Here is a 17,527-nt window from a genome sequence, read left to right as displayed (position 1 = left end):
TCACCCCACTGTCCTGTCTAAATACGCTTGATATTCCTGTTCTGCTATCTTTTGCAGTTCTGCATCTGCCTCCCTGCCTGTTGCATATATGAACTCTTGTGGCGGTCTGTAAATCGTTCCCCAGTTAATAAAACGGACGTAGAAATGACCGCCCTCGTCCTGTGTGTTCTTTTCCCATCCGACATCTGCTGTCGCTCCCGTACCGTTCACCTTTACTTTCCCGATAGGGATTTCATCTGCTGCATGTGCGGACACTGATGATTTTGAACCGAACCCTCGCCCACTTTTTTTGATGTCCTTTGATTTTGGGATTTTTCCGGACATGATTCTCTGTACAACTGGTTCGCCTTTTTCAGCGATCGTTTTATTTACCTGTGCAATATCTTCATCCGATGCAGCACTTTCAAACGCTTTCACCAGTTCCTCCAGTCCTTTGAACTCCATGTCAATTTTCATGTCCTCACCTCCGTGTCAGAATGTGACACCTATGCAACCGCACGACATTTCACAAGCACCCATCCGTTATCTGTGAACATCGGTGATGCATCATAGATGTCGAATCGTGTTCCGTCATACTCTGCATAGAACTCTTTCATTTTCTTTCTGACCTCTTTCATCCGCTTGCAATTCCGAACCTTGAAAACAATGGTGTTCTCAAGACCTGCTTGCAGTGCTGTGTATTTCTCATTTGTTCCCAAACTCTGAACATCGCACCAACACTCATAAAACACCTCTGTGGTCGGTTCTTTCCTGCCCGCCTTGATTTCTGTGGTCACTCTGATTATTTTCACCCGTCCGGTCATTCACTGCTCCCTCCATACTTTTCATTGAGTAGCATGGTTGAGACCGCATTTGTGAGTTGCTGTGTACCGTTCTGATACTTCTCCCTGTGGTCATACAATTCCTTGACGAAAGAATATACAAGCAATCTCTGACGGGCGGTCAAATTGTATGGGTCGAAATTCGGAATCAGTTCCATCAACTCCTCTGATGCAATCGCCTCAACCATAGTCTCGACAATGTCCTTGTCGTCGTCATAGTCGATGTGATTGTATTTCATGCAGTCCTCAACCAGTTTGTCTCTATACTCTTTCTTTTCCTCGTCCGTCATTTCATTCACCTGCTTTCAATCACAGGGCGGGTGTTCCCGCCCTGCTGCATTTCTTATCCCTGCACAACTTCCGTGATGTTGCCTTTGATGATTGCTCCATCATCAACAGGCTGCACATCGAAACGGTCACGAACCTTGATTCCGGTCATGTCTTTCTCCCACAAACCTGCTGCCTTGTCGTTCATGTCGATGGTGATGACATTTCTGTCAAATAATGTGATAGCCTCTTTTAAGTCGCCCATATACACAGGATGCTTGTATGCGGACACCTTTGCATCGACTGTCGTTTCCTGCTCCTGTCCTTTGCAAGTTACAACATACTTTCCTTTCACGACTTTCCATGCTGTCACGTCGGACGTTGCGGATGCGTCGATTGCTGTGGTTGTTCCGTCGATTGCTAATTTGCTACCGGAGATTGTGAACGCAGGTGAGTACACAGGTTCAGATTTCACAGTCCTGTTTGACACCTTGACAATCGGATATTTACCGAACAACATCATCTGTGTCGGCTGTGTAGGATTCGGCTGCAAAATGTACTTTCCGTCCTTATCCTTTAACTTGTCGAGGTAGTTGTACCCGTTCTGATTTGCGATGACCATTGCTCCTGTTGTAATAGCAGGGTCGAGACCCACATTGAACACGTCCTTGAGACTGTCGATTGTGGAAATCACAACCTCTTTCCCCTTTGTCATCTCGTCCGCAACCTTGAGAATCATCGCATTTCTCGTCGCCTTTGTTTTCTTGGCAATCCACTTGTTGATGTATGCCATGACATTGGCTGCGGTGTCCTCAAACAGTTCTGCGGTGATTTTTAAGATGCCACCCTTTTTCTTGATTGCATACATAATCTTTTTGAACTTCGGCTCATCCATGTCGGGGAAATCTGCCTCCTCGTCCACATTATCAAACGGGGTGGAATCTGCATCGACCTCAATGTTTCTCGAACCGCTCTTTGTGGTTACTCCCTCAACATTGACATACTGCTCCAGATTATCCTCTGAACGTCTTAACTCGATGATGTCTGTTCTGATGTCCTCCGGAACGGTGACACCGATTCCCATTTCATCATCGTCTCCCTTTGTGGTGTCTGTGCTTAACGCATCCTTGTACACCTTGACATCTCCCTCGTCCGGTTCTCTCTTTAAGAATCCACACTTGACGATATTGACGAACGCTTTCACGAGGTTTTTCTTGTCCGCTTTTCCCCCGATGGTCTTTGCTGCTCCCGTCGCCACCTTGTCCTCGATCTCCTCATGTTCCTCCTCGTCCAAATCAAACAGGAGGTCAAACTTTTCCTGTAACTCTTTGAGTTCATCTTTTGCTGCCCTTGCCTTGTCGAGTTTTCCATCTTTCACAAGGCTCTTGACCTCATTCTTTTTGTCGTTGATTGCTTTCAACAGTTTCTGCATTTCCTTGTTCATGAATCATGTCCTCTCTTTCTTAAAATCCATACATGTCGAGGTCTGCAAGAATTTCCTGCTTTTCTTCCTCGATTCTCTTTCTTTCTGCCTCTGCTGCTGCATTGCTCCGGTTCTCCAGTTCCGCAAGTACCGCATCGACAATGTCCTTTGTGGCTGTTCCTTTGATGCTCTCCGGAACATGGTTGTATTTTTCAAAATAATCTGATGCACACGCTGCGACTGCTGCCTTTTCATCAATCAAAACGTCGAAATACTCTGCCAGTTCTGCACCGCTGAACCACTTTTCTTTCGCCATGAAAGACTTGATTTTGTCTCTCGTCACACCCTCTTTCAAGTGTTCCTCGTAAACGTCGAGAATTGAATCCTCGCATAAATCAAGTTGTTTGATGACCTCTTTGAAATCGTCTGCGTTGCCCCATGCCATACATAAAGGCTTGTGAATCATCGCCTGTGCTCCTGTCGCAAAATGCAGTTCATCACATGCGAACATGATGACAGATGCGATTGACGCAGCCATTCCATCAACATATCCGACTTTGTGTCCGGAGTATCGTTTCAACTGGTTATAGATTGCCAGTCCTGCGAATACATCACCGCCACCGGAATTGAAATAGATGTCGATGTCCTCATATCCATCCAACTGGTTGAGGAAATCTGCGATGTCCTGCGGGCATCTGTCCTCCTCGAACCACATGGATTCCCATGTTGCCGATACAATGTCACCGTAGAAATACAAGGAACATCTGCTCTGTTCCTCGTCCTGTTCCAAATCCAAATAGCCGACATTTTCAACTTTTCCGCTGCGTTTATTCTTTTTTGTGAAATCAAAACGTCTTTTCTTTGCCATGATTATTCACCTCCCTCCTGTTCTTCCTCGTCCTCTGCCTCGTCGGTTTCGTCCGGTTGTCCTGTTGTGTCCGGCTGCTCTGTGTCCGGCTCTGTTTCTTCCTCCGGTTGCTCCGGTTTTTCGGTCTCCTCTTGCTCGATTTGACCTTTCTGATATGCTGCTCCTGCCATTGTCAGCGGAACGATGCTGCCATTTGCAAGTAAAGTGTCGCCACCCTCTCCATCGGGGAGGTCAAGTTTGCGTCGTGCCTCATTCGGTTTCATGATTGAGCCACTGACACCGTTTTTCAGATATTCCATTTGTGTCTTTGAATCTGTCCGGAAAAGAACTTTTTCATTGTATTTGTAATAAAAACCGTCATCCTGTTCCTCGTCCGTCAGCATTTTATAGTTGATTTCTTCCTCATACTGCTTGATGACGAACAGTTCTGTATCAACGTAAAAAGACAACTGCTGCAACTCACTGTTCGCATAGGACGACTTTGAATAGTCGTTGATTTGATTCGGTTTCACACCGAACGCTGCTGCGATCTGCAATGCAGTGTATTTTTTCAATTCAAAGAACTGTGAATCTGACAATTTGATGTCGAGTGGTGTCAGTTTCATCCCTAACGGTACGGGAATGATTTTTCCTGTGTTCCTCGCTCCGCTGCCAAAATCCTCGAACGACTTCACAAGTGCCTCTTTCGCTTTATCATTCAACTCTCCCGTATATTCAAGCGTCGCTTTTGCTGTCAGTCCGCTCTCATATAGGCTGTTCATATATCTCTGTGACGCTGATGCTCCGGAAATCGTGTCACGGAGAATCTGCTGAACTGGTAAACCTGTTACACCGTCAAAACTGAATGATGTTTTGAAGTGCATGACCTCGCTTGTGTCGAAAACGTATTGACTGCCGGAGGTCGGGTCTGTGTAGACATACCACAATCGTCCTTTTCCTGCGAATATGCCTGCATCATCCACAACAATCTGAACACAATTCGACTGCATCACCCACAAGTCAAGAATTTTGACCTCTCCTCCGTATTTCTTCCGGATGAATTTCTTTCTCATGTACACATAAGCGTTTCCGTAATGATTCCGGTTGATTTCAACCGTGTTCCAAAATACGGTTGGTGTCATGAACGGGTTCGGTCTTTTGGTCAGTAGTTTCGAGGTGTCTGTCTGCTCTGCCTCGATAATTCCCTTGTCCGTTCTCTGATAGTATTTGATAGGCATTTTTGCAAGCGTTTCCGACAGCATCTTGAGACATGTGAAATATGTCACCTCTGATGTTGTCTTTCTTTTCCTGCTCAATCCCATACTTTCAAGGAACGACGGTGAGTTGAGCGTCATCACCCCTCCGGTCAATTCCGTTGAATCACTGACCTCCGGTGCAGTTTCGCCTTTCCACCAGTTCATCAACCTGTCTGCTATTTTTCTTAATGGGTTCATTCTTTCTCACCGCCTTTCCCCATGTATTTCTCATACATTTCAAGCCACTCATTCACGACCTCATTTGTGTCCGGCTTATACTCCTCTTTCATTGCTGCTTTCCATGCGTCGATGATTGCGTCAATCGGGTCGATTCTGTCCTCGTCGAGTGCCTTGTCGATTTTGATTTCACCGTAACTGTTCGAGATAGTCTTTGCATTTGCAATCGACCACGTCAGCAGTTCATCGAACGGAACAACCTTGCCTTTTCCGACTTCTGTTCCCTCAATCACGACGTTTCCTGCTTTTATCTCCAGTCTGAAATCAACTGTTGCGTCATTGAGTTCCTTTGCTGTCTGTGTAATTGCCACAGAATCGAATCCCAGTGCCTCAAGGTCTGACAGGAACGCAGATGCGTTGTGCGGGTCATAACACACAAGTTGAGGTTTCAAATCATTCTGTTTGATTAAATCCTCAAGGTACTTGATGATGTACTTGTAATCTGTCTTTATTCCTCCCAGTGTCTCCGTGACTGTCACGAGACCTTTTGAAATCCATACATCATACGGAACTTTGTCCGTCTTGATATGCTCGTCCACTCTGCTCGCAGGGATGAATGAATGAGTATGCACAAAATACTTTTTCACACCGTCAACCATGTACGGGATGACGATTGCGATGGATGTCAAGTCGCCTCCGGACGACAGGTCAACTCCGACATAGCACTTTGAGCCTCTGAAATCCTTGAGCGTTCGCAATGCTGCACATCGTTTCCATTCCTTGATGTCCTTGATATACAGTGCGTTTGACCACTGCATCCACATATTCAACTGCTTAACTAGGAAATCTCGCAAATCTTCCCCGCCCATATCACGGGCAGTGTTCGCAATCGGAACGAGATTCTCCAGTGCATCCTCGTCATATTCGAGAATCGGGTTTGCTTTTATCCAGTTCTCTTTTTTGTATAGGTCATCCGCTGTGTCCAACTGTGCTATATACACGAACTGACTGTCGTTCTCAAACACACCTTTCAGCAGATTGCAGCAATACTCATATAACTTGTAGCAAGGCGATTTCAAATCGAACCCTGCTGTTGTTATGACGGAGATCAGTGCGGATTTTAATTTCTTAATACCGCCCTCAAGCAGTTTGTACATCTGATTTGTCTTGTGAGCGTGGTATTCGTCAACGATTCCCAAATATGCACGGTGTCCGTCCAGTGACTTGGTGTCTCCGGATAATGCCTTGATTTCCGAATGTGTACAGAGACAATCTATCGTGTGATTATGCTCATGCACCTTGAACCACTCCGACAAATCCTCGTCGGAATTGATGAATTTTACAATTTCATCAAAAACAATGTTCGCTTGGTCTTGTTTTGTCGCAGTACAAAAGATTTTTCCGTATTTGTACCCGTCAAAATTGCCATAGTAACACGCTAAAATTCCGTTGATGAACGATTTTCCGTTCTGTCTGCCTAACTGCACATAGGACGTTCTGAACCGTCTGTGACCCTTTTCTTTCGTCCTCCACCCGTTCAATGACCCCAAAATGAAACACTGGAACGGGTACGCTGTCACATTCTCCTGTTCGTCACCCTCTGCGATCGTTAATTCTTCCGCAAAATTGATGATTTCCTCGGACTTTTCAACGTCGAAATAGAATCTGTATGGTGCTGCTTTTGCTTTTTCAAGGTCGTCAAGATGCCTTTGACATGCCAGTTTGACATATTCACCTGCGACGATGACACCTGCAACGACATCAAGAGCGTATTGTGTGCAACGGTCGGTCACTGTTGCCCCTGCTGTCATTTATGAACTCGCATACTTGGCGAATTTGTTCTCCGGTTTTGTTTCCTTTGCTTTCGGAACTACCAACCGACACCGACTGCTGACCGTCATTCCGAAATCCGATGCCCCCTGCCGACACTGTTTCATGCAGCGGTCTTGTATAATCATGAGACGCTCTCTCTCACCGTTCACAACCTCTCGTGTTCCGACCTGTACACGTTCCTTTTCTCCTGTGTCCGGATTCTCCTGCATCTCATAGACCGGAACATCTACCATCAACGGAGTTTCTCTGATTTTGTCCGTTATCTCGATGTATTGGTCTTGTGCAATCAGTAATCTCGCCAGTGCATCACAATCCACATTCGCAATGAGTTTGATTTCAAGCAATTCTTTTGACAATTTCCGGAATTTCTTTTTCTGTTCCGGTGTCAAATATGCCGGAGGCTTGACTTTGTCGTTCGGGGCGACCACCTCTGCATTTTTTCTCGCCTCAATCTCTGCTTTTGTGAGGTGTTTTTTTCCTTTCATGACCACCAAATCGGTCGGTTGTCTCTGTCCTGCCATGCAGCATCAACCCCCTTTCCGTCCAGTGTTCACGAGTTTCGTGTCACATTCTGACACCCTTTCGTCACTCCCCTGCGTCTTGATTTTCTCGTGGGGAGTTTTCTCCAAAGAAAAGAGGGGGTGCGACTAAGAAACGGTCACATAAAACTTTTTCATATCCCCCTGCCTCTTTGAAATGGTAATCAATCAGCGACCTCAACTGTGTCTGTGTTGCTTTCATGCTTGCATTGCTCTGTTTATATAGTGCTGTGATTGTGTTGTGTGTCCGATGGCTCAAGGGTATCAAGTTCAATGGGTTCAACCTCTGCTCCCAGTCCTCCTCAAGTTCTATGATGTGGTGGATGGGGTCTGAATCTTTCAGTGTTATCAACTGGTGTTCAACATACAGAGCATATATATCCACATACTCATACACACTCATGATGACAGGTCTCAACTCCCGCCATTCCTTTGACAGATAGAACTCTGCTGCTCGTGGGTCTCTGCGTGTATTGTTATATGTCACATGCCTTGACTGCTGCCTTGCCTCGCACTGCTCGCACATGGTCAATGCCTGTGGGATAAGGCGACCGCATCCCTTACATGCTTTCAATAACACACTGCTCACTCCTCTCTGTCCATCGGTCTCCTGCTGCCTCTCATGCCTTTCAAGAGGCGGGCATACATCGCACATGATAGTGTCCTGCTGCCCGCATATAACAGGAGGGCAAACAGGCAAGAAAAAAGCGACTGCATCTCTGCAATCGCTCACTCAACTGTTCACGTTATCATATTAGCACGTTTATATTTGCTTTTGTTCACCCACTTTTTACCCCCGAAATCACCCTCATTTCACCCCGTTTTCACTCTCATTTCACTCCGATTTTGTCATTTTCGATTGCTTTTGCACCGAATAATTTGATTGAGAGACGTTCTGTCATTGATCTGCACCACTTTTTCGGTGAGTTCTTTCCGCATCCTGTCTCCCTCACAATATCCTCGTATGACTTGCCCTTGATATATACTGCCTCAAGTGCGTCGTACTTGTACCCCTCACCTGCTGCCTCTGCATCCTCTTTCAGCGATGCAAGAGCCTTTTTCATGTGCTCGAACAGAATGACCGTCTCTGCCTTACACTCTCTGATGGACTGGAGGAACGCTTTCTCTGCCGAAATGTTATATCTTGATACATCGTCAATCTGTGATACTTCCGAAATTGCATCCTTGATATATCGCTCTATTTCCCGATAATTCTCAAGATATACCTGTGTTTTCTGAATTGCTGTCATTTCTTTTTCTGTCTCCACGTCGTTTTCCTCCTTTTGACCTTTTCAGAGGCAATCCATGATATTTCCTCCAATTATTCGACTTTTCCTGTCTCCTCGGTCTGTATATGCTCTCAAATGCGGTCAATGCCTCTTTTGCACTGATTCCCACTTTCAAAAGAGCATCTTGCAGGTTTTCTCCTCCTGCTGCCTTGATTTTCTCCGGATGTTCCGGAGATTCCGTCTTTTTCAAGACCGTTGCTGCCTCTGCTGCCTGTTCGATGATTTTAGACACCTCTTTCTCTGTCTTTCCCGCTGCCCGCAGTTTTGAAATGACGTTTTTCACCTTTTCCACGAATCCCATGTCTCCATCCTCCTCCGCACCTAATTGAAAGGGAGTTCTTCGTCGATTCCGTCCGGAATATTCATAAAACCGTCACCTGCATCCGAATACCCTCCGTTGTTCCCGTCCTGCTGCCCTGCTGCTTTCTTACTCTCTGCAAATTCCTGTTCCTCGACAATCACGTCCGTGGTATAGACCTTTTGACCGTCTCTGTTCGTATATGACCCCGTCTGAATCCGTCCAGTGACAACCACTTTCGTTCCCTGCTTGAGATATTTTTCTGCGAACTCTCCATCTCGTCCAAACGCAACGCAGGAAATGAAATCCGCTGACTGCTGCCCGTCTTTTGCTCCTCTGCGGTCAACCGCAAGTGTGTATCGTGCGATCGCCATTTCCTCCTGTGAATTATTCCTCGGTGAATATCTGACATTCGGGTCTCTCGTGAGACGACCCATCAAAATGACCTTGTTCATCCGTTTTCCCTCTCTTTCTGCAAAATATACTCATTCTGTGCTTTCTGCAATTCCGTGATGCCCTTTTTAAACTGTGCATCATCTCCATTCATGCAGATTTCAAACAATTCCTCGTATCTGTCAATATTCTCGGTGATGAACGCTGCCTCTGTCTTTGAGCGTCTCTGCGTGAGGAACATTCCTTTGATTGTCTCTCTCATGGTCTCGCAGTTCTGTCTCTCCTCCTCCGTTTCCGGAGGAGTTTCTTTCAGCATCTTATCGACAACCCTGTCCACCGCATCCGCAATCTGTTCTTTCCATCCGGATGACGCTTTTTCATCAATGAGTTGTGACTGGATGTCCTCGAACGATGCTCCCGCTGCTGCTCCCGTGATTCTGATGTCCTTTTTCCCTTTTGCTGCAATCAGAATCAAATCATCGTCATACGCTGCCATGTAATAGTCGAATTTTGCATTGAAATTCTCTTTCGGATTGATGATGACCTCCGGTTCACTGCTGCCCTCTGTCTGAACCATTACACCGATATATTTCTGACCTGTTCCCTTTGCCTCGATGAATAATGCTTTTAATTGCCCTTTTTTCACTTTCCTGTTCCTCCATTCAGCATCCTCTCGAATAACTGCTCATATAATGCCTTGTATGTGTCACGCTCCGTCTCAAGCCTCACAACGATCTCCGATGTCTCTCCTGCTGCCTCCTGTGGCTTTTCGGTTTTCTTTTCTTCTAACGACTGCTGCATCGCTTGAATTTTGTTGCGATAGTATTCAATTTCCTCCTGCTGTTTCTGAATCGTCTCATTGTACTGCTTTGATGTCTTTCCTCCACCGCTCAACTGTAAGGAAATCATGAGAGCGATGTCGATGTTTTTCATTTCCTGCTCCGATACCTGCCCGATGTAGTTATTCACACGGTCGGTCGATACTGACGATACCTGTTCACACAATACTGTGGATAATCGTCCGGTACTGCGGACGGTCACATGTGTCGGGAGGTCTGTTTTCGGTTGCGTCGTCATATACACAACCTCAATCACTCCGGAGTGCTTGTTGTTCTCGTCATTGCTGACTACAACTGCGGGTCTGTCCGCAAATTGTTCACTCCCGTTCGTCGCCCCCCCTCGTGCGATATAGAATATCTCTCCTCGTCTGATGTCATCCATTGCCTTTTCCTCCTTATTTCACCGCCATCATTCAGCATCCTCTTTCATGAGTGATGTTGCCATGATGCAATATCCGTCCTCAAGACCTGCAAACTCCTCAAGGATATATGTCACAAGCACTCTCACGGTGCGTCCTGTGTTCTTTCCGTCCTTGAACTCCATCATCTCAAGGATGTCGCCTTTTTTATAGCCTCTATCATTCTTCCGGAGTTCAAATGTCTTTTCTCCGGATGCAACCTCCTCAAAAAATGTCGCTCCCAGTTTAATGTGATGCACTTTCTGACCGTTCTCCTGTGTGTCTGACGGGAGGTTGTTCATCTTCTCCTCCTCTGCCTGTTCACGGAGTTTCTTTTTCGTCTCACGGTCGATTGCATCCTGCTCCTCGTTATATCTCTGCTCCTCGGTCTTGTAAGCCTCTGCACGGTTCTTGTACTGGTCGCATGAGGTACATGTTCCGGTCTTTACGTTGCAGGTCTCGTATTCGGTGCAAGAATAACAGATTGATGTGATTCCCTCCGGATGCGGTGTCTCATAATCGTCTCCCGCTTTCTTTTCCTCCGGAGGATTCATGCTGTTTTCGGATGACTGCTGCCCTGCTGTGTCTGAATCTGACACGGTGTCCTGCTGCCCTGCTGCATCCTGCTCCTGTTCCGGTTTCTGCGGTGATTTCATGTCCTTGATTTCCGTATAGGACAATTCTCCGTTTTCCTTGTATTTTGCAAGTGCCTCCTGCTGCATCTCCGGAGACATCCCGCTCAACTCATACGCTGCGGAGAATGTGAGACGCTCGTTGTTGAGTTCCTCCCGAAACTCCGGAATCAGATTGTTGTTGACGCTCTCAATCTGTGCGATCTTAGTCTTTGACATCTTGAGCATTGATGCGATGACATCACGGAGGCGACCTGACTGGAGGTCATATCCTTTGATTTTCTTTCCATCCGTTTTCATACGCTCAAGACACGCTTTGAGACGCTGTTCCTCCTCGATAACATCCTTGAGAGACTTTGTCCGGTATGCGTTTGCGATGATGATTTCCACCTGCTCCTCGTCCTCGTCCTGCGGTGTGGTCAGTTTGCAGGTCGCAATCTCAAAATCTTTATATCCCTGCTCGACAAGGTGCTTGAGTGCAAGCCACCGTCTCTCACCTGCGACGATTCTATATTCACCCTGCTCATTCGGCTCAAATACAACCTCAAGATTCTGTTTGAGACCATACATGAGGATGTCTCCTGCCAGTTCCTCAATATCTGCCAAATCGTAGAAATTGAGTTTGTTCCGGTACATCTTGAAAATTGAAATGTCCTTTGTCCGGAATCTCGCTCTCGGTGATTCGTCAACTCCTGCCTTGCTGTTCTTGTTCAGTGCGTCCATGACGCTGAATCCTGTTGCCATGTTCTTTCCTCCTGTTTTCTCCCGTCAGTGCGGTCACGATTTCTTTGTATTCCATTTCACACTCGAAAATCTGTGCGTCGAGTGCGTCCAATCTCTTGTATAACTGGTTTTCAATGCTTTTCGGTACTTTCTCGCCATTCCGCAGCAATATACCGATTATCTGATATTTACTCTTGCAGGTCAGTTCCGTCAAAATCTGAATCTGTTGCTTTTGATTCTCTGCTCTCCGGAATGACCCGCATATCTCTCTTTCGGTCACACGCATCCGCTCCCCTATTCTGTTAATTTCTGCTTTTTGGTCTCTGTACGCTCGACGTTTATCTCGCCTTTGCTATTCTGTGATATAGATGCTTTGACCCCACCTCGGAGGTTCAGAGTGACCTTTGCCAGTCCTCCGGTGTATATCTCCTCAACTACTGCCTTGAGAATGTTCACGATGCCCTCACTGCATCTCTTTTCCGGTGCTGCTGCCTCTCCGAACAATGCAGCGACGTTCTGCATCGCCTTTTCTTTCCTCTGTTTCTCTTTCTGATACTCAACCGCCTGTTCGCAGGTGCAGGACATTGTCGCCTGTTCCTCTGCCTGTGGCTGTGTCAATTTTTCCTCGCTGTCAATCTGCACCATCTGTCCGCAGAATCGACACGGTGCTGTGTTGATGATGTTTCCCATGTTCAATCCTCTCTTTCTGTCGCTCTCATGCGACCTCCTGCAAAATTATCTTTCTGAATATGCTCTCAAATATCGGAACTGCGATGCTGTTCCCTGCTTGGTCATATAAAGCCTTGTAATATTTCCCGTTTCTCTCTTGAACTGCTTTCGCCCTGTCAAAATCCTCGTCTGTATATCCCATCAATCTCCAACACTCACGCTCTGTCAAATACCGATACCGTCCATCTCCTCGGTCGATGACCTGTGCAGGTGTCCGGTCTTGCCTTGTTGTGATTGTATATGCACAATCTTTGATGACCGTCGCTCTCCGGATTCCTTTTTCTCCGATACATGCAAGGACGGACGGTTGTGTCACATCGTAGATGTCCGGAACGTCATCCTCAAGGAACTCTTGCAGGTTTCGCATCGGTGTCCTTATGAGGTCATCGAACTCAAATTTTTCACCATTCAGAACAGAAATCGTGAACACTCTTTCTCTCGCCTGTGGCAATCCGAACTCTCTTGCATCTAAAACCGCATAATTATTCGTGTACCCCAGTTTTTCCATCTCGACCATATATCTGTCGAAATTCGGTCTCATGTACTTTGATTTCACATTCTTCACGTTTTCCCATATCACATAACGAGGTCGCCATTCTCCCATATTCTCAATGATATGTATTGTCTCCCACATGAGAGAGGAACGTGTTCCGCTCCCCTCGTCTGAACCTTTCCCTCTGTTGATTCTTCCGTCTCCCGTCGCTTTCCCTTGATGTCCTGCGATGCTCATGTCTTGACAAGGCGAACCATGAATCAAAATATCCGGTTTCAGATTCCATCCGACGACCGTCTGTGTTTTATATTCTAATTCCTCACGGAACATCGAATTGTATGACCGGACTGCTTTTTCATTGATCTCCACATAGTCGATTGCTTTTGTTTGGATGTTCAAATTTCTCAAGGCACATCGAGGCGAACCAATTCCTCCGAACAATTCAAGGATTTGTATTGTCTCGCCCATGTCCTGCTGCCTCCTCTCTTTTTGCAAGTTCTTCTTTTGCCAGTTTTATGAAATCTTTCAAATCTTCCAGTCTGCGGTTGTACTTCTCAAACGCTTTCCGTGCATTGTCGTACTGCCATTTAAGAAAAAGCCATTGCGTTGTTCCCTCTTTCTCTTTCAATTCTTTTTCTGCTTTTTCGATGGTCTCTTTCAAATCTCCGCTATACTTGAATGTTGTTCCGTTCTTTTTATGCACCGCTCTCATTCCTGCCATGTCTACCCCTCCATTTCCTTGAGTAATTCATGAACCACATTGCGATAGTCCTGTGACACGATGCAGTTCTTTGAAAACTGCGGGAGGACTGCCATTCTCATGGATGCCTTTTCCGCTACAATCGACCGACGAATCGGTGTGACGAACATGTCAAATCCGGAACTGGTTTTCATCCACTCCTCGAAATCCAGTGATGTCTTGTTTTTCTGTCTCATGGTCACAAGACCTTTGATTCGGAGTTCCGGATTGATTTCCCGCAGGTCGTCAACCTGCTCCTGCAAATTGTGAATCGCCTCGTTTTCATATCCTCCGACCTTTACGGGTGCAATGACGAGTTCTGCTGCCAGTAGAATGTTGATGACCACCATATCAAGCAGACGACCACAATCACAAATGCAATAGTCGTATGCCTCGGATATTTCCTCCAGTGCATCCCGCAGCCTCGTGACTTGATTTGCCTCCTGCTTGAGCAGCAGTTTCATGTCTGTCTGCATGAGATACCCGTTTGCAGGAATGATGTCAATGTGGCTGTACTGTGTGGGTCTTATCAAGTCCGTTGTCCGGTATGACCCGCCCACGCTCACATGACGCTCAAGCAGTTCGCTCATTCCTGTTCCCTCCGGCTCGTATGCCTCGAATGTCTTGGATGTATCGCCCTGCGGGTCTCCGTCGAGAATGAGAACACGTTTCTCCTGCTCCTCTCCCAACATGTAGGCGATTGCATCCGATGTCGTTGTCTTTCCGATTCCACCTTTCGGTGACATAACTGCAATAATTCTCATTTTTCTGTTCCTCCTGTTATCCTCTTGTTACCTGTTACATGAAACCTCTGTCGTCCGGCTGTCTCCATCCGCAGCGGTGCAGGTGCATCCCCTCTCCCACCTTGTAGAGTGTATATGTGAACCCTGCTCCCAGTGCTATGACGACGACTGCTGCCACAATGATGATTTTCCTCATGTCCTCACCTCCCTGCTATATCGTGATTGTAAGATACAAACACATCTGCAAATCTCTGAAAGAATAGTCCGGTGTTTCCTCCGGTTTCATCGGTGCAATGAGACCCCGTTCCTTGTATTTCCTGTGAGTGATCTCCGGAATTGCCCGGAATCTCTTGACCTCTGCATCTCCTATCTGTGCGACGATGTCCTTGTCAACCTCCATGTTTGCAAAATACTGGTTGTATATCTCCTCACCGTCCTTGATGACCCGAACCCTGTCCGGACTTTCAAGCAACGTCATAATATCCTTGACCGTCATCCTGCTGCACCTCCTCATTTCTTTCTCGGTTTGCTCTCTTTGATTTCCCCGTTCTTGAGGATGCTGTTGTTCGGGATGCTCATTGTTATATTTCTTAATGCCTCTCTGTTTTCCAGTGGTATGACAATTTCACTATCTCCCATTTTGTGATTCATCAATTCGCAGTATTCCTCGATAACCTTGACCGCCTCCTCTGCTGAATAACAGGTTGCGACAAAATGTCCTGCTGCTGCCATGTCCGCAAGAAACTCTTTTTGTGTCTCCTGCTGCCTGTTATCACCGAATTTCATCTCGATGTACAGTCCGCAGTACAGTCCTTTCGGGTACGGGAGGCATAAATCAGATACCCCCGCCTTGACACCCATCTGTTTGAGTTTGACCGCCTCCTGCTTGTTCCTGCTACCTCCGTTCGGTACATGATGCAACCATTTCAATTCCGGATAACGGTTCATGTTCCAGTTCGCCCATGACACGACGTTGATTTGCTCTGTGTCCTCACTTCTCATTGCATATCTCATGTTCATTCTCTTTCACCTCTTTCCTGCTGCCTGTCTCCTGCTTGCACATGTCATAATATTCGCAGAACAGACACACATGTCTGCAATCCTTGACCCTCAACATGTGCAGAATCCTCTCAATCACCTGCATCCTGCTCCAGTTCCTCCTCAATTTCTTTCATCCGGCTCATGATGGTCTGATTGTACTCATACACATAGATTCCGTTTTTCCATAGGTGTTGTTTTGCTCCCTGCTCCCCGTAGTTATACGCTGCAAGTGCATCTTGAATCGTTCCGTATCTCTCAATCAGTTCCGACAGGTAATCAATCCCGACAAGTACGTTCTGATATGGGTTCGTGAGGTCTGTGACGTTCAGACGCTCCATCCTGTCTCTGTGGCACTCCTCATATATCTGCATGTACCCGATAGAATGACCATCATCACCAACCTTGTCGAATTTATATCCGGATTCTTTCTCAATCAGAGCGACCACAAGGTCATATCTGACCCCGTACTGCTTGCAGACGCAATATGTATATACCTGCATCTTTTCCGGAAAATAGCCACCTGTCCGACTGTATTCCTCCGGTATCTCATAGAGCACGAATCCATCCTCCTCGCCTCCCCAGTCTGCCGACATGGTGTCGAATACTACATACTTGTCCGGTTCTGTGTCCTGCTCCTGCTGCCATGTTCGCACCTGCTCAAGCATTGCATTTTGTCCGGATGCCTCTCTTTTCTCGTCGATTCTCTGCATCCGTGCATTGAACTCCTGCGACTGCTGCTCATACTCCTCAAATTCCTTGTCATCTCGCATGACAGAGCGTGTCAGACCTATGCTCACAGCGATCGCCAGTAATACCATCACCGCAATATATGTCCGTTCCCGTCTCCTCCTGCTCATTCTTCTCTTTCTTTTTGCTTTCATTGCTGCCTCCGTTTCCTCATTCTCGCCCGTATGTAGAACATTGAGTTGAAATCGTTGTAATAGATTCCCGCATCCGTGAAATCAAAATCCGGATACCATTTCAACATCTGCTCACGAACCTGCTCATGTCCTTTTCTCATGGTCTCGACGTATGTTCCGATTTTCTTATATCCTCCGGCTTTCGCTGTCGGTCTCTTGGAATGAACCACCTTGATGTCGGGGTCTCTCAATCCCTGTGAGGAGTTCCACCGTTTCTCCGATTTCACCCTGTTCTTTTCCTCGACGATATACTTTGCCATTCCTGTCAAACCGTTCTCGTCCTTTTGCAGCCTCCGAACCTCGTTCCTGCTGCTCTGTTTCCAACACCCCTCAACCACATCCATGTCCATGTCGCCATCCATGACAATGTGATGATGCCACCGGATTTCCTCTGTCGGATTGTAGGCGGTGACATAGACATATCTTGCGTTCGGGAGACCCCTTTTCTTTCTCTGATAATTCACCCGTCGGATAAATTTCTGCACGTTCTTGATTGCTGCGTCGATGTCTCCATCCGGAGGGAGATGCTCATTGTCGTATGTAAACGTGAGCCACAAATCCCTGTCCGTGAAATTCTCATTGATAAGACGCTCCACATATTTCCTTGCGTTCTTGTCATTCAGATTCCTTTGAGCCTTGTCATTGTCCTTTTTGATACTCCGACCCTCCGGAGGTACTTCATCCATTTTCTTGAACTGTGGATATATCTCAACCTCGAACTGGTCTCCTGCTCGTATCTCCTTGAGTGCATATACAACCTTTTTCCCTTGCTTGAACATCTGCTCAACAAAGAACTCGTGCATATCCTCAAGGCTCTTGTTGTATGCTGCCTCATAGTCATACGGGATGAACGTCATCCCTTTCTTTCTCTTTGCCATTCTGACACCGTTCCTCCTGCTGCCCTTATATATACTTTTCAACGACTTGTTACTATCCATCACAAGGTCGTCAAAAGGGTCTGAAACCCTTTGAATCACGGGGTTTCCCCCCGCTTTTTCATGCTTGCAATATGGTGTCAGATTTGCTATAATATTTTTAGGTTTTAAGCGTCTGACACAGACTGCTAAACGGGAGACCGCTGCAACGGTCTCCTTTCTTTTTGCTCTTTTTTCTCATGCTCTGCATAT

25 protein-coding genes are annotated in these 17,527 nt (G+C 46.5%); all 25 read right to left on the bottom strand.

Annotation, left to right across the window (positions count from 1 at the left end; translation table 11 throughout):
• On the bottom strand, window positions 1-456 hold the full coding sequence (locus HDCHBGLK_RS10500; RefSeq protein WP_003506178.1) for an HK97-gp10 family putative phage morphogenesis protein: 456 nt from the start codon (window positions 454-456) through the stop codon (window positions 1-3).
• Window positions 457-485: 29 nt separating this feature from the next.
• Window positions 486-803: a phage head closure protein gene (locus tag HDCHBGLK_RS10495; RefSeq protein WP_004605268.1), complete on the bottom strand. Its 318-nt coding sequence runs from the start codon at window positions 801-803 to the stop codon at window positions 486-488.
• A complete protein-coding gene (locus tag HDCHBGLK_RS10490; protein WP_003506174.1) occupies window positions 800-1,111 on the bottom strand; it encodes a head-tail connector protein in 312 nt (103 codons plus the stop codon). The genes HDCHBGLK_RS10495 and HDCHBGLK_RS10490 overlap by 4 nt, the downstream gene beginning before the upstream one ends.
• A gap of 53 nt (window positions 1,112-1,164) precedes the next feature.
• Entirely contained in the window at window positions 1,165-2,532 is a 1,368-nt protein-coding gene (locus HDCHBGLK_RS10485; RefSeq protein WP_004605267.1) for a phage major capsid protein, read from the bottom strand.
• Between the two features lie 19 nt (window positions 2,533-2,551).
• Window positions 2,552-3,379 (bottom strand): head maturation protease, ClpP-related, encoded by an 828-nt coding sequence (locus HDCHBGLK_RS10480; RefSeq protein ID WP_004605266.1) that lies wholly within the window; start codon window positions 3,377-3,379, stop codon window positions 2,552-2,554.
• Window positions 3,380-3,381: 2 nt separating this feature from the next.
• Window positions 3,382-4,812, bottom strand: coding sequence for a phage portal protein (locus HDCHBGLK_RS10475; protein WP_004605265.1), 1,431 nt, complete (start codon window positions 4,810-4,812; stop codon window positions 3,382-3,384).
• Window positions 4,809-6,584 (bottom strand): terminase large subunit, encoded by a 1,776-nt coding sequence (locus HDCHBGLK_RS10470; RefSeq protein WP_130574660.1) that lies wholly within the window; start codon window positions 6,582-6,584, stop codon window positions 4,809-4,811. Before HDCHBGLK_RS10470 ends, HDCHBGLK_RS10475 begins: the two co-directional genes overlap by 4 nt.
• Window positions 6,585-6,602: 18 nt before the next feature.
• On the bottom strand, window positions 6,603-7,145 hold the full coding sequence (locus tag HDCHBGLK_RS10465; protein WP_004605263.1) for a phage terminase small subunit P27 family: 543 nt from the start codon (window positions 7,143-7,145) through the stop codon (window positions 6,603-6,605).
• Window positions 7,146-7,209: 64 nt separating this feature from the next.
• Window positions 7,210-7,818, bottom strand: coding sequence for a hypothetical protein (locus HDCHBGLK_RS10460; RefSeq protein ID WP_004605262.1), 609 nt, complete (start codon window positions 7,816-7,818; stop codon window positions 7,210-7,212).
• A 175-nt stretch (window positions 7,819-7,993) separates the two neighbouring features.
• Complete coding sequence (locus HDCHBGLK_RS10455; RefSeq protein WP_003506159.1) at window positions 7,994-8,431, bottom strand: hypothetical protein; 438 nt, start codon at window positions 8,429-8,431, stop codon at window positions 7,994-7,996.
• Window positions 8,379-8,753 (bottom strand): hypothetical protein, encoded by a 375-nt coding sequence (locus tag HDCHBGLK_RS10450; RefSeq protein WP_004605260.1) that lies wholly within the window; start codon window positions 8,751-8,753, stop codon window positions 8,379-8,381. Before HDCHBGLK_RS10450 ends, HDCHBGLK_RS10455 begins: the two co-directional genes overlap by 53 nt.
• 20 nt (window positions 8,754-8,773) lie before the next feature.
• Window positions 8,774-9,205, bottom strand: coding sequence for a single-stranded DNA-binding protein (locus HDCHBGLK_RS10445; RefSeq protein WP_003506157.1), 432 nt, complete (start codon window positions 9,203-9,205; stop codon window positions 8,774-8,776).
• Entirely contained in the window at window positions 9,202-9,789 is a 588-nt protein-coding gene (locus HDCHBGLK_RS10440; protein WP_004605259.1) for a hypothetical protein, read from the bottom strand. The genes HDCHBGLK_RS10445 and HDCHBGLK_RS10440 overlap by 4 nt, the downstream gene beginning before the upstream one ends.
• Window positions 9,786-10,364: a type II toxin-antitoxin system PemK/MazF family toxin gene (locus tag HDCHBGLK_RS10435; RefSeq protein ID WP_004605258.1), complete on the bottom strand. Its 579-nt coding sequence runs from the start codon at window positions 10,362-10,364 to the stop codon at window positions 9,786-9,788. The genes HDCHBGLK_RS10440 and HDCHBGLK_RS10435 overlap by 4 nt, the downstream gene beginning before the upstream one ends.
• A gap of 27 nt (window positions 10,365-10,391) precedes the next feature.
• Entirely contained in the window at window positions 10,392-11,756 is a 1,365-nt protein-coding gene (locus HDCHBGLK_RS10430) for a ParB/RepB/Spo0J family partition protein (RefSeq protein WP_039909309.1), read from the bottom strand.
• Window positions 11,757-12,029: 273 nt separating this feature from the next.
• Window positions 12,030-12,425, bottom strand: a complete 396-nt coding sequence (locus HDCHBGLK_RS10420; protein WP_233440656.1) for a hypothetical protein — start codon at window positions 12,423-12,425, stop codon at window positions 12,030-12,032.
• Between the two features lie 25 nt (window positions 12,426-12,450).
• A complete protein-coding gene (locus tag HDCHBGLK_RS10415; protein WP_004605254.1) occupies window positions 12,451-13,425 on the bottom strand; it encodes a DNA cytosine methyltransferase in 975 nt (324 codons plus the stop codon).
• Window positions 13,400-13,678, bottom strand: a complete 279-nt coding sequence (locus HDCHBGLK_RS10410) for a hypothetical protein (RefSeq protein ID WP_004605253.1) — start codon at window positions 13,676-13,678, stop codon at window positions 13,400-13,402. The genes HDCHBGLK_RS10415 and HDCHBGLK_RS10410 overlap by 26 nt, the downstream gene beginning before the upstream one ends.
• Window positions 13,679-13,680: 2 nt before the next feature.
• The gene (locus HDCHBGLK_RS10405) at window positions 13,681-14,460 is read right to left on the bottom strand and encodes a ParA family protein (RefSeq protein ID WP_003506142.1); all 780 of its coding nucleotides are present in this window, start codon (window positions 14,458-14,460) and stop codon (window positions 13,681-13,683) included.
• A gap of 34 nt (window positions 14,461-14,494) precedes the next feature.
• Complete coding sequence (locus HDCHBGLK_RS18805; protein ID WP_004605252.1) at window positions 14,495-14,635, bottom strand: hypothetical protein; 141 nt, start codon at window positions 14,633-14,635, stop codon at window positions 14,495-14,497.
• 15 nt (window positions 14,636-14,650) lie between these two features.
• On the bottom strand, window positions 14,651-14,935 hold the full coding sequence (locus HDCHBGLK_RS10400; RefSeq protein WP_039909307.1) for a hypothetical protein: 285 nt from the start codon (window positions 14,933-14,935) through the stop codon (window positions 14,651-14,653).
• A 14-nt stretch (window positions 14,936-14,949) separates the two neighbouring features.
• Complete coding sequence (locus HDCHBGLK_RS10395) at window positions 14,950-15,459, bottom strand: VRR-NUC domain-containing protein (protein WP_039909306.1); 510 nt, start codon at window positions 15,457-15,459, stop codon at window positions 14,950-14,952.
• Window positions 15,431-15,583 (bottom strand): hypothetical protein, encoded by a 153-nt coding sequence (locus HDCHBGLK_RS18995; RefSeq protein ID WP_004605249.1) that lies wholly within the window; start codon window positions 15,581-15,583, stop codon window positions 15,431-15,433. Before HDCHBGLK_RS18995 ends, HDCHBGLK_RS10395 begins: the two co-directional genes overlap by 29 nt.
• On the bottom strand, window positions 15,570-16,361 hold the full coding sequence (locus tag HDCHBGLK_RS10390; RefSeq protein WP_004605248.1) for a lytic transglycosylase domain-containing protein: 792 nt from the start codon (window positions 16,359-16,361) through the stop codon (window positions 15,570-15,572). Before HDCHBGLK_RS10390 ends, HDCHBGLK_RS18995 begins: the two co-directional genes overlap by 14 nt.
• Entirely contained in the window at window positions 16,358-17,278 is a 921-nt protein-coding gene (locus tag HDCHBGLK_RS10385; RefSeq protein ID WP_039909304.1) for a rolling circle replication-associated protein, read from the bottom strand. Before HDCHBGLK_RS10385 ends, HDCHBGLK_RS10390 begins: the two co-directional genes overlap by 4 nt.
• Window positions 17,279-17,527: the final 249 nt, after the last annotated feature.

The organism is [Clostridium] scindens ATCC 35704, from assembly GCF_004295125.1.
In the GTDB taxonomy this organism is placed as follows: domain Bacteria; phylum Bacillota; class Clostridia; order Lachnospirales; family Lachnospiraceae; genus Clostridium_AP; species Clostridium_AP scindens.
The sequence above is the reverse complement of the archived record's forward strand: the minus strand, read 5'-3'. Positions and strand labels throughout refer to the sequence as shown.

Excerpts from the sequence above, each read along its gene's own strand:
- HDCHBGLK_RS10460 (WP_004605262.1), bottom strand. The coding sequence starts at position 7,818 with ATGTGCGATGTATGCCCGCCTCTTGAAAGGCATGAGAGGCAGCAGGAG.
- HDCHBGLK_RS10480 (WP_004605266.1), bottom strand. The coding sequence starts at position 3,379 with ATGGCAAAGAAAAGACGTTTTGATTTCACAAAAAAGAATAAACGCAGC.
- HDCHBGLK_RS10415 (WP_004605254.1), bottom strand. The coding sequence starts at position 13,425 with ATGGGCGAGACAATACAAATCCTTGAATTGTTCGGAGGAATTGGTTCG.
- HDCHBGLK_RS10485 (WP_004605267.1), bottom strand. The coding sequence starts at position 2,532 with ATGAACAAGGAAATGCAGAAACTGTTGAAAGCAATCAACGACAAAAAG.
- HDCHBGLK_RS10390 (WP_004605248.1), bottom strand. The coding sequence starts at position 16,361 with ATGAAAGCAAAAAGAAAGAGAAGAATGAGCAGGAGGAGACGGGAACGG.
- HDCHBGLK_RS10420 (WP_233440656.1), bottom strand. The coding sequence starts at position 12,425 with ATGGGAAACATCATCAACACAGCACCGTGTCGATTCTGCGGACAGATG.
- HDCHBGLK_RS10435 (WP_004605258.1), bottom strand. The coding sequence starts at position 10,364 with ATGGATGACATCAGACGAGGAGAGATATTCTATATCGCACGAGGGGGG.
- HDCHBGLK_RS18805 (WP_004605252.1), bottom strand. The coding sequence starts at position 14,635 with ATGAGGAAAATCATCATTGTGGCAGCAGTCGTCGTCATAGCACTGGGA.
- HDCHBGLK_RS10430 (WP_039909309.1), bottom strand. The coding sequence starts at position 11,756 with ATGGCAACAGGATTCAGCGTCATGGACGCACTGAACAAGAACAGCAAG.
- HDCHBGLK_RS10490 (WP_003506174.1), bottom strand. The coding sequence starts at position 1,111 with ATGACGGACGAGGAAAAGAAAGAGTATAGAGACAAACTGGTTGAGGAC.
- HDCHBGLK_RS10405 (WP_003506142.1), bottom strand. The coding sequence starts at position 14,460 with ATGAGAATTATTGCAGTTATGTCACCGAAAGGTGGAATCGGAAAGACA.
- HDCHBGLK_RS10410 (WP_004605253.1), bottom strand. The coding sequence starts at position 13,678 with ATGGCAGGAATGAGAGCGGTGCATAAAAAGAACGGAACAACATTCAAG.
- HDCHBGLK_RS10445 (WP_003506157.1), bottom strand. The coding sequence starts at position 9,205 with ATGAACAAGGTCATTTTGATGGGTCGTCTCACGAGAGACCCGAATGTC.
- HDCHBGLK_RS10500 (WP_003506178.1), bottom strand. The coding sequence starts at position 456 with ATGAAAATTGACATGGAGTTCAAAGGACTGGAGGAACTGGTGAAAGCG.
- HDCHBGLK_RS18995 (WP_004605249.1), bottom strand. The coding sequence starts at position 15,583 with ATGCAGGTGATTGAGAGGATTCTGCACATGTTGAGGGTCAAGGATTGC.
- HDCHBGLK_RS10395 (WP_039909306.1), bottom strand. The coding sequence starts at position 15,459 with ATGAACATGAGATATGCAATGAGAAGTGAGGACACAGAGCAAATCAAC.
- HDCHBGLK_RS10465 (WP_004605263.1), bottom strand. The coding sequence starts at position 7,145 with ATGGCAGGACAGAGACAACCGACCGATTTGGTGGTCATGAAAGGAAAA.
- HDCHBGLK_RS10495 (WP_004605268.1), bottom strand. The coding sequence starts at position 803 with ATGACCGGACGGGTGAAAATAATCAGAGTGACCACAGAAATCAAGGCG.
- HDCHBGLK_RS10450 (WP_004605260.1), bottom strand. The coding sequence starts at position 8,753 with ATGGGATTCGTGGAAAAGGTGAAAAACGTCATTTCAAAACTGCGGGCA.
- HDCHBGLK_RS10475 (WP_004605265.1), bottom strand. The coding sequence starts at position 4,812 with ATGAACCCATTAAGAAAAATAGCAGACAGGTTGATGAACTGGTGGAAA.
- HDCHBGLK_RS10385 (WP_039909304.1), bottom strand. The coding sequence starts at position 17,278 with ATGGCAAAGAGAAAGAAAGGGATGACGTTCATCCCGTATGACTATGAG.
- HDCHBGLK_RS10400 (WP_039909307.1), bottom strand. The coding sequence starts at position 14,935 with ATGACGGTCAAGGATATTATGACGTTGCTTGAAAGTCCGGACAGGGTT.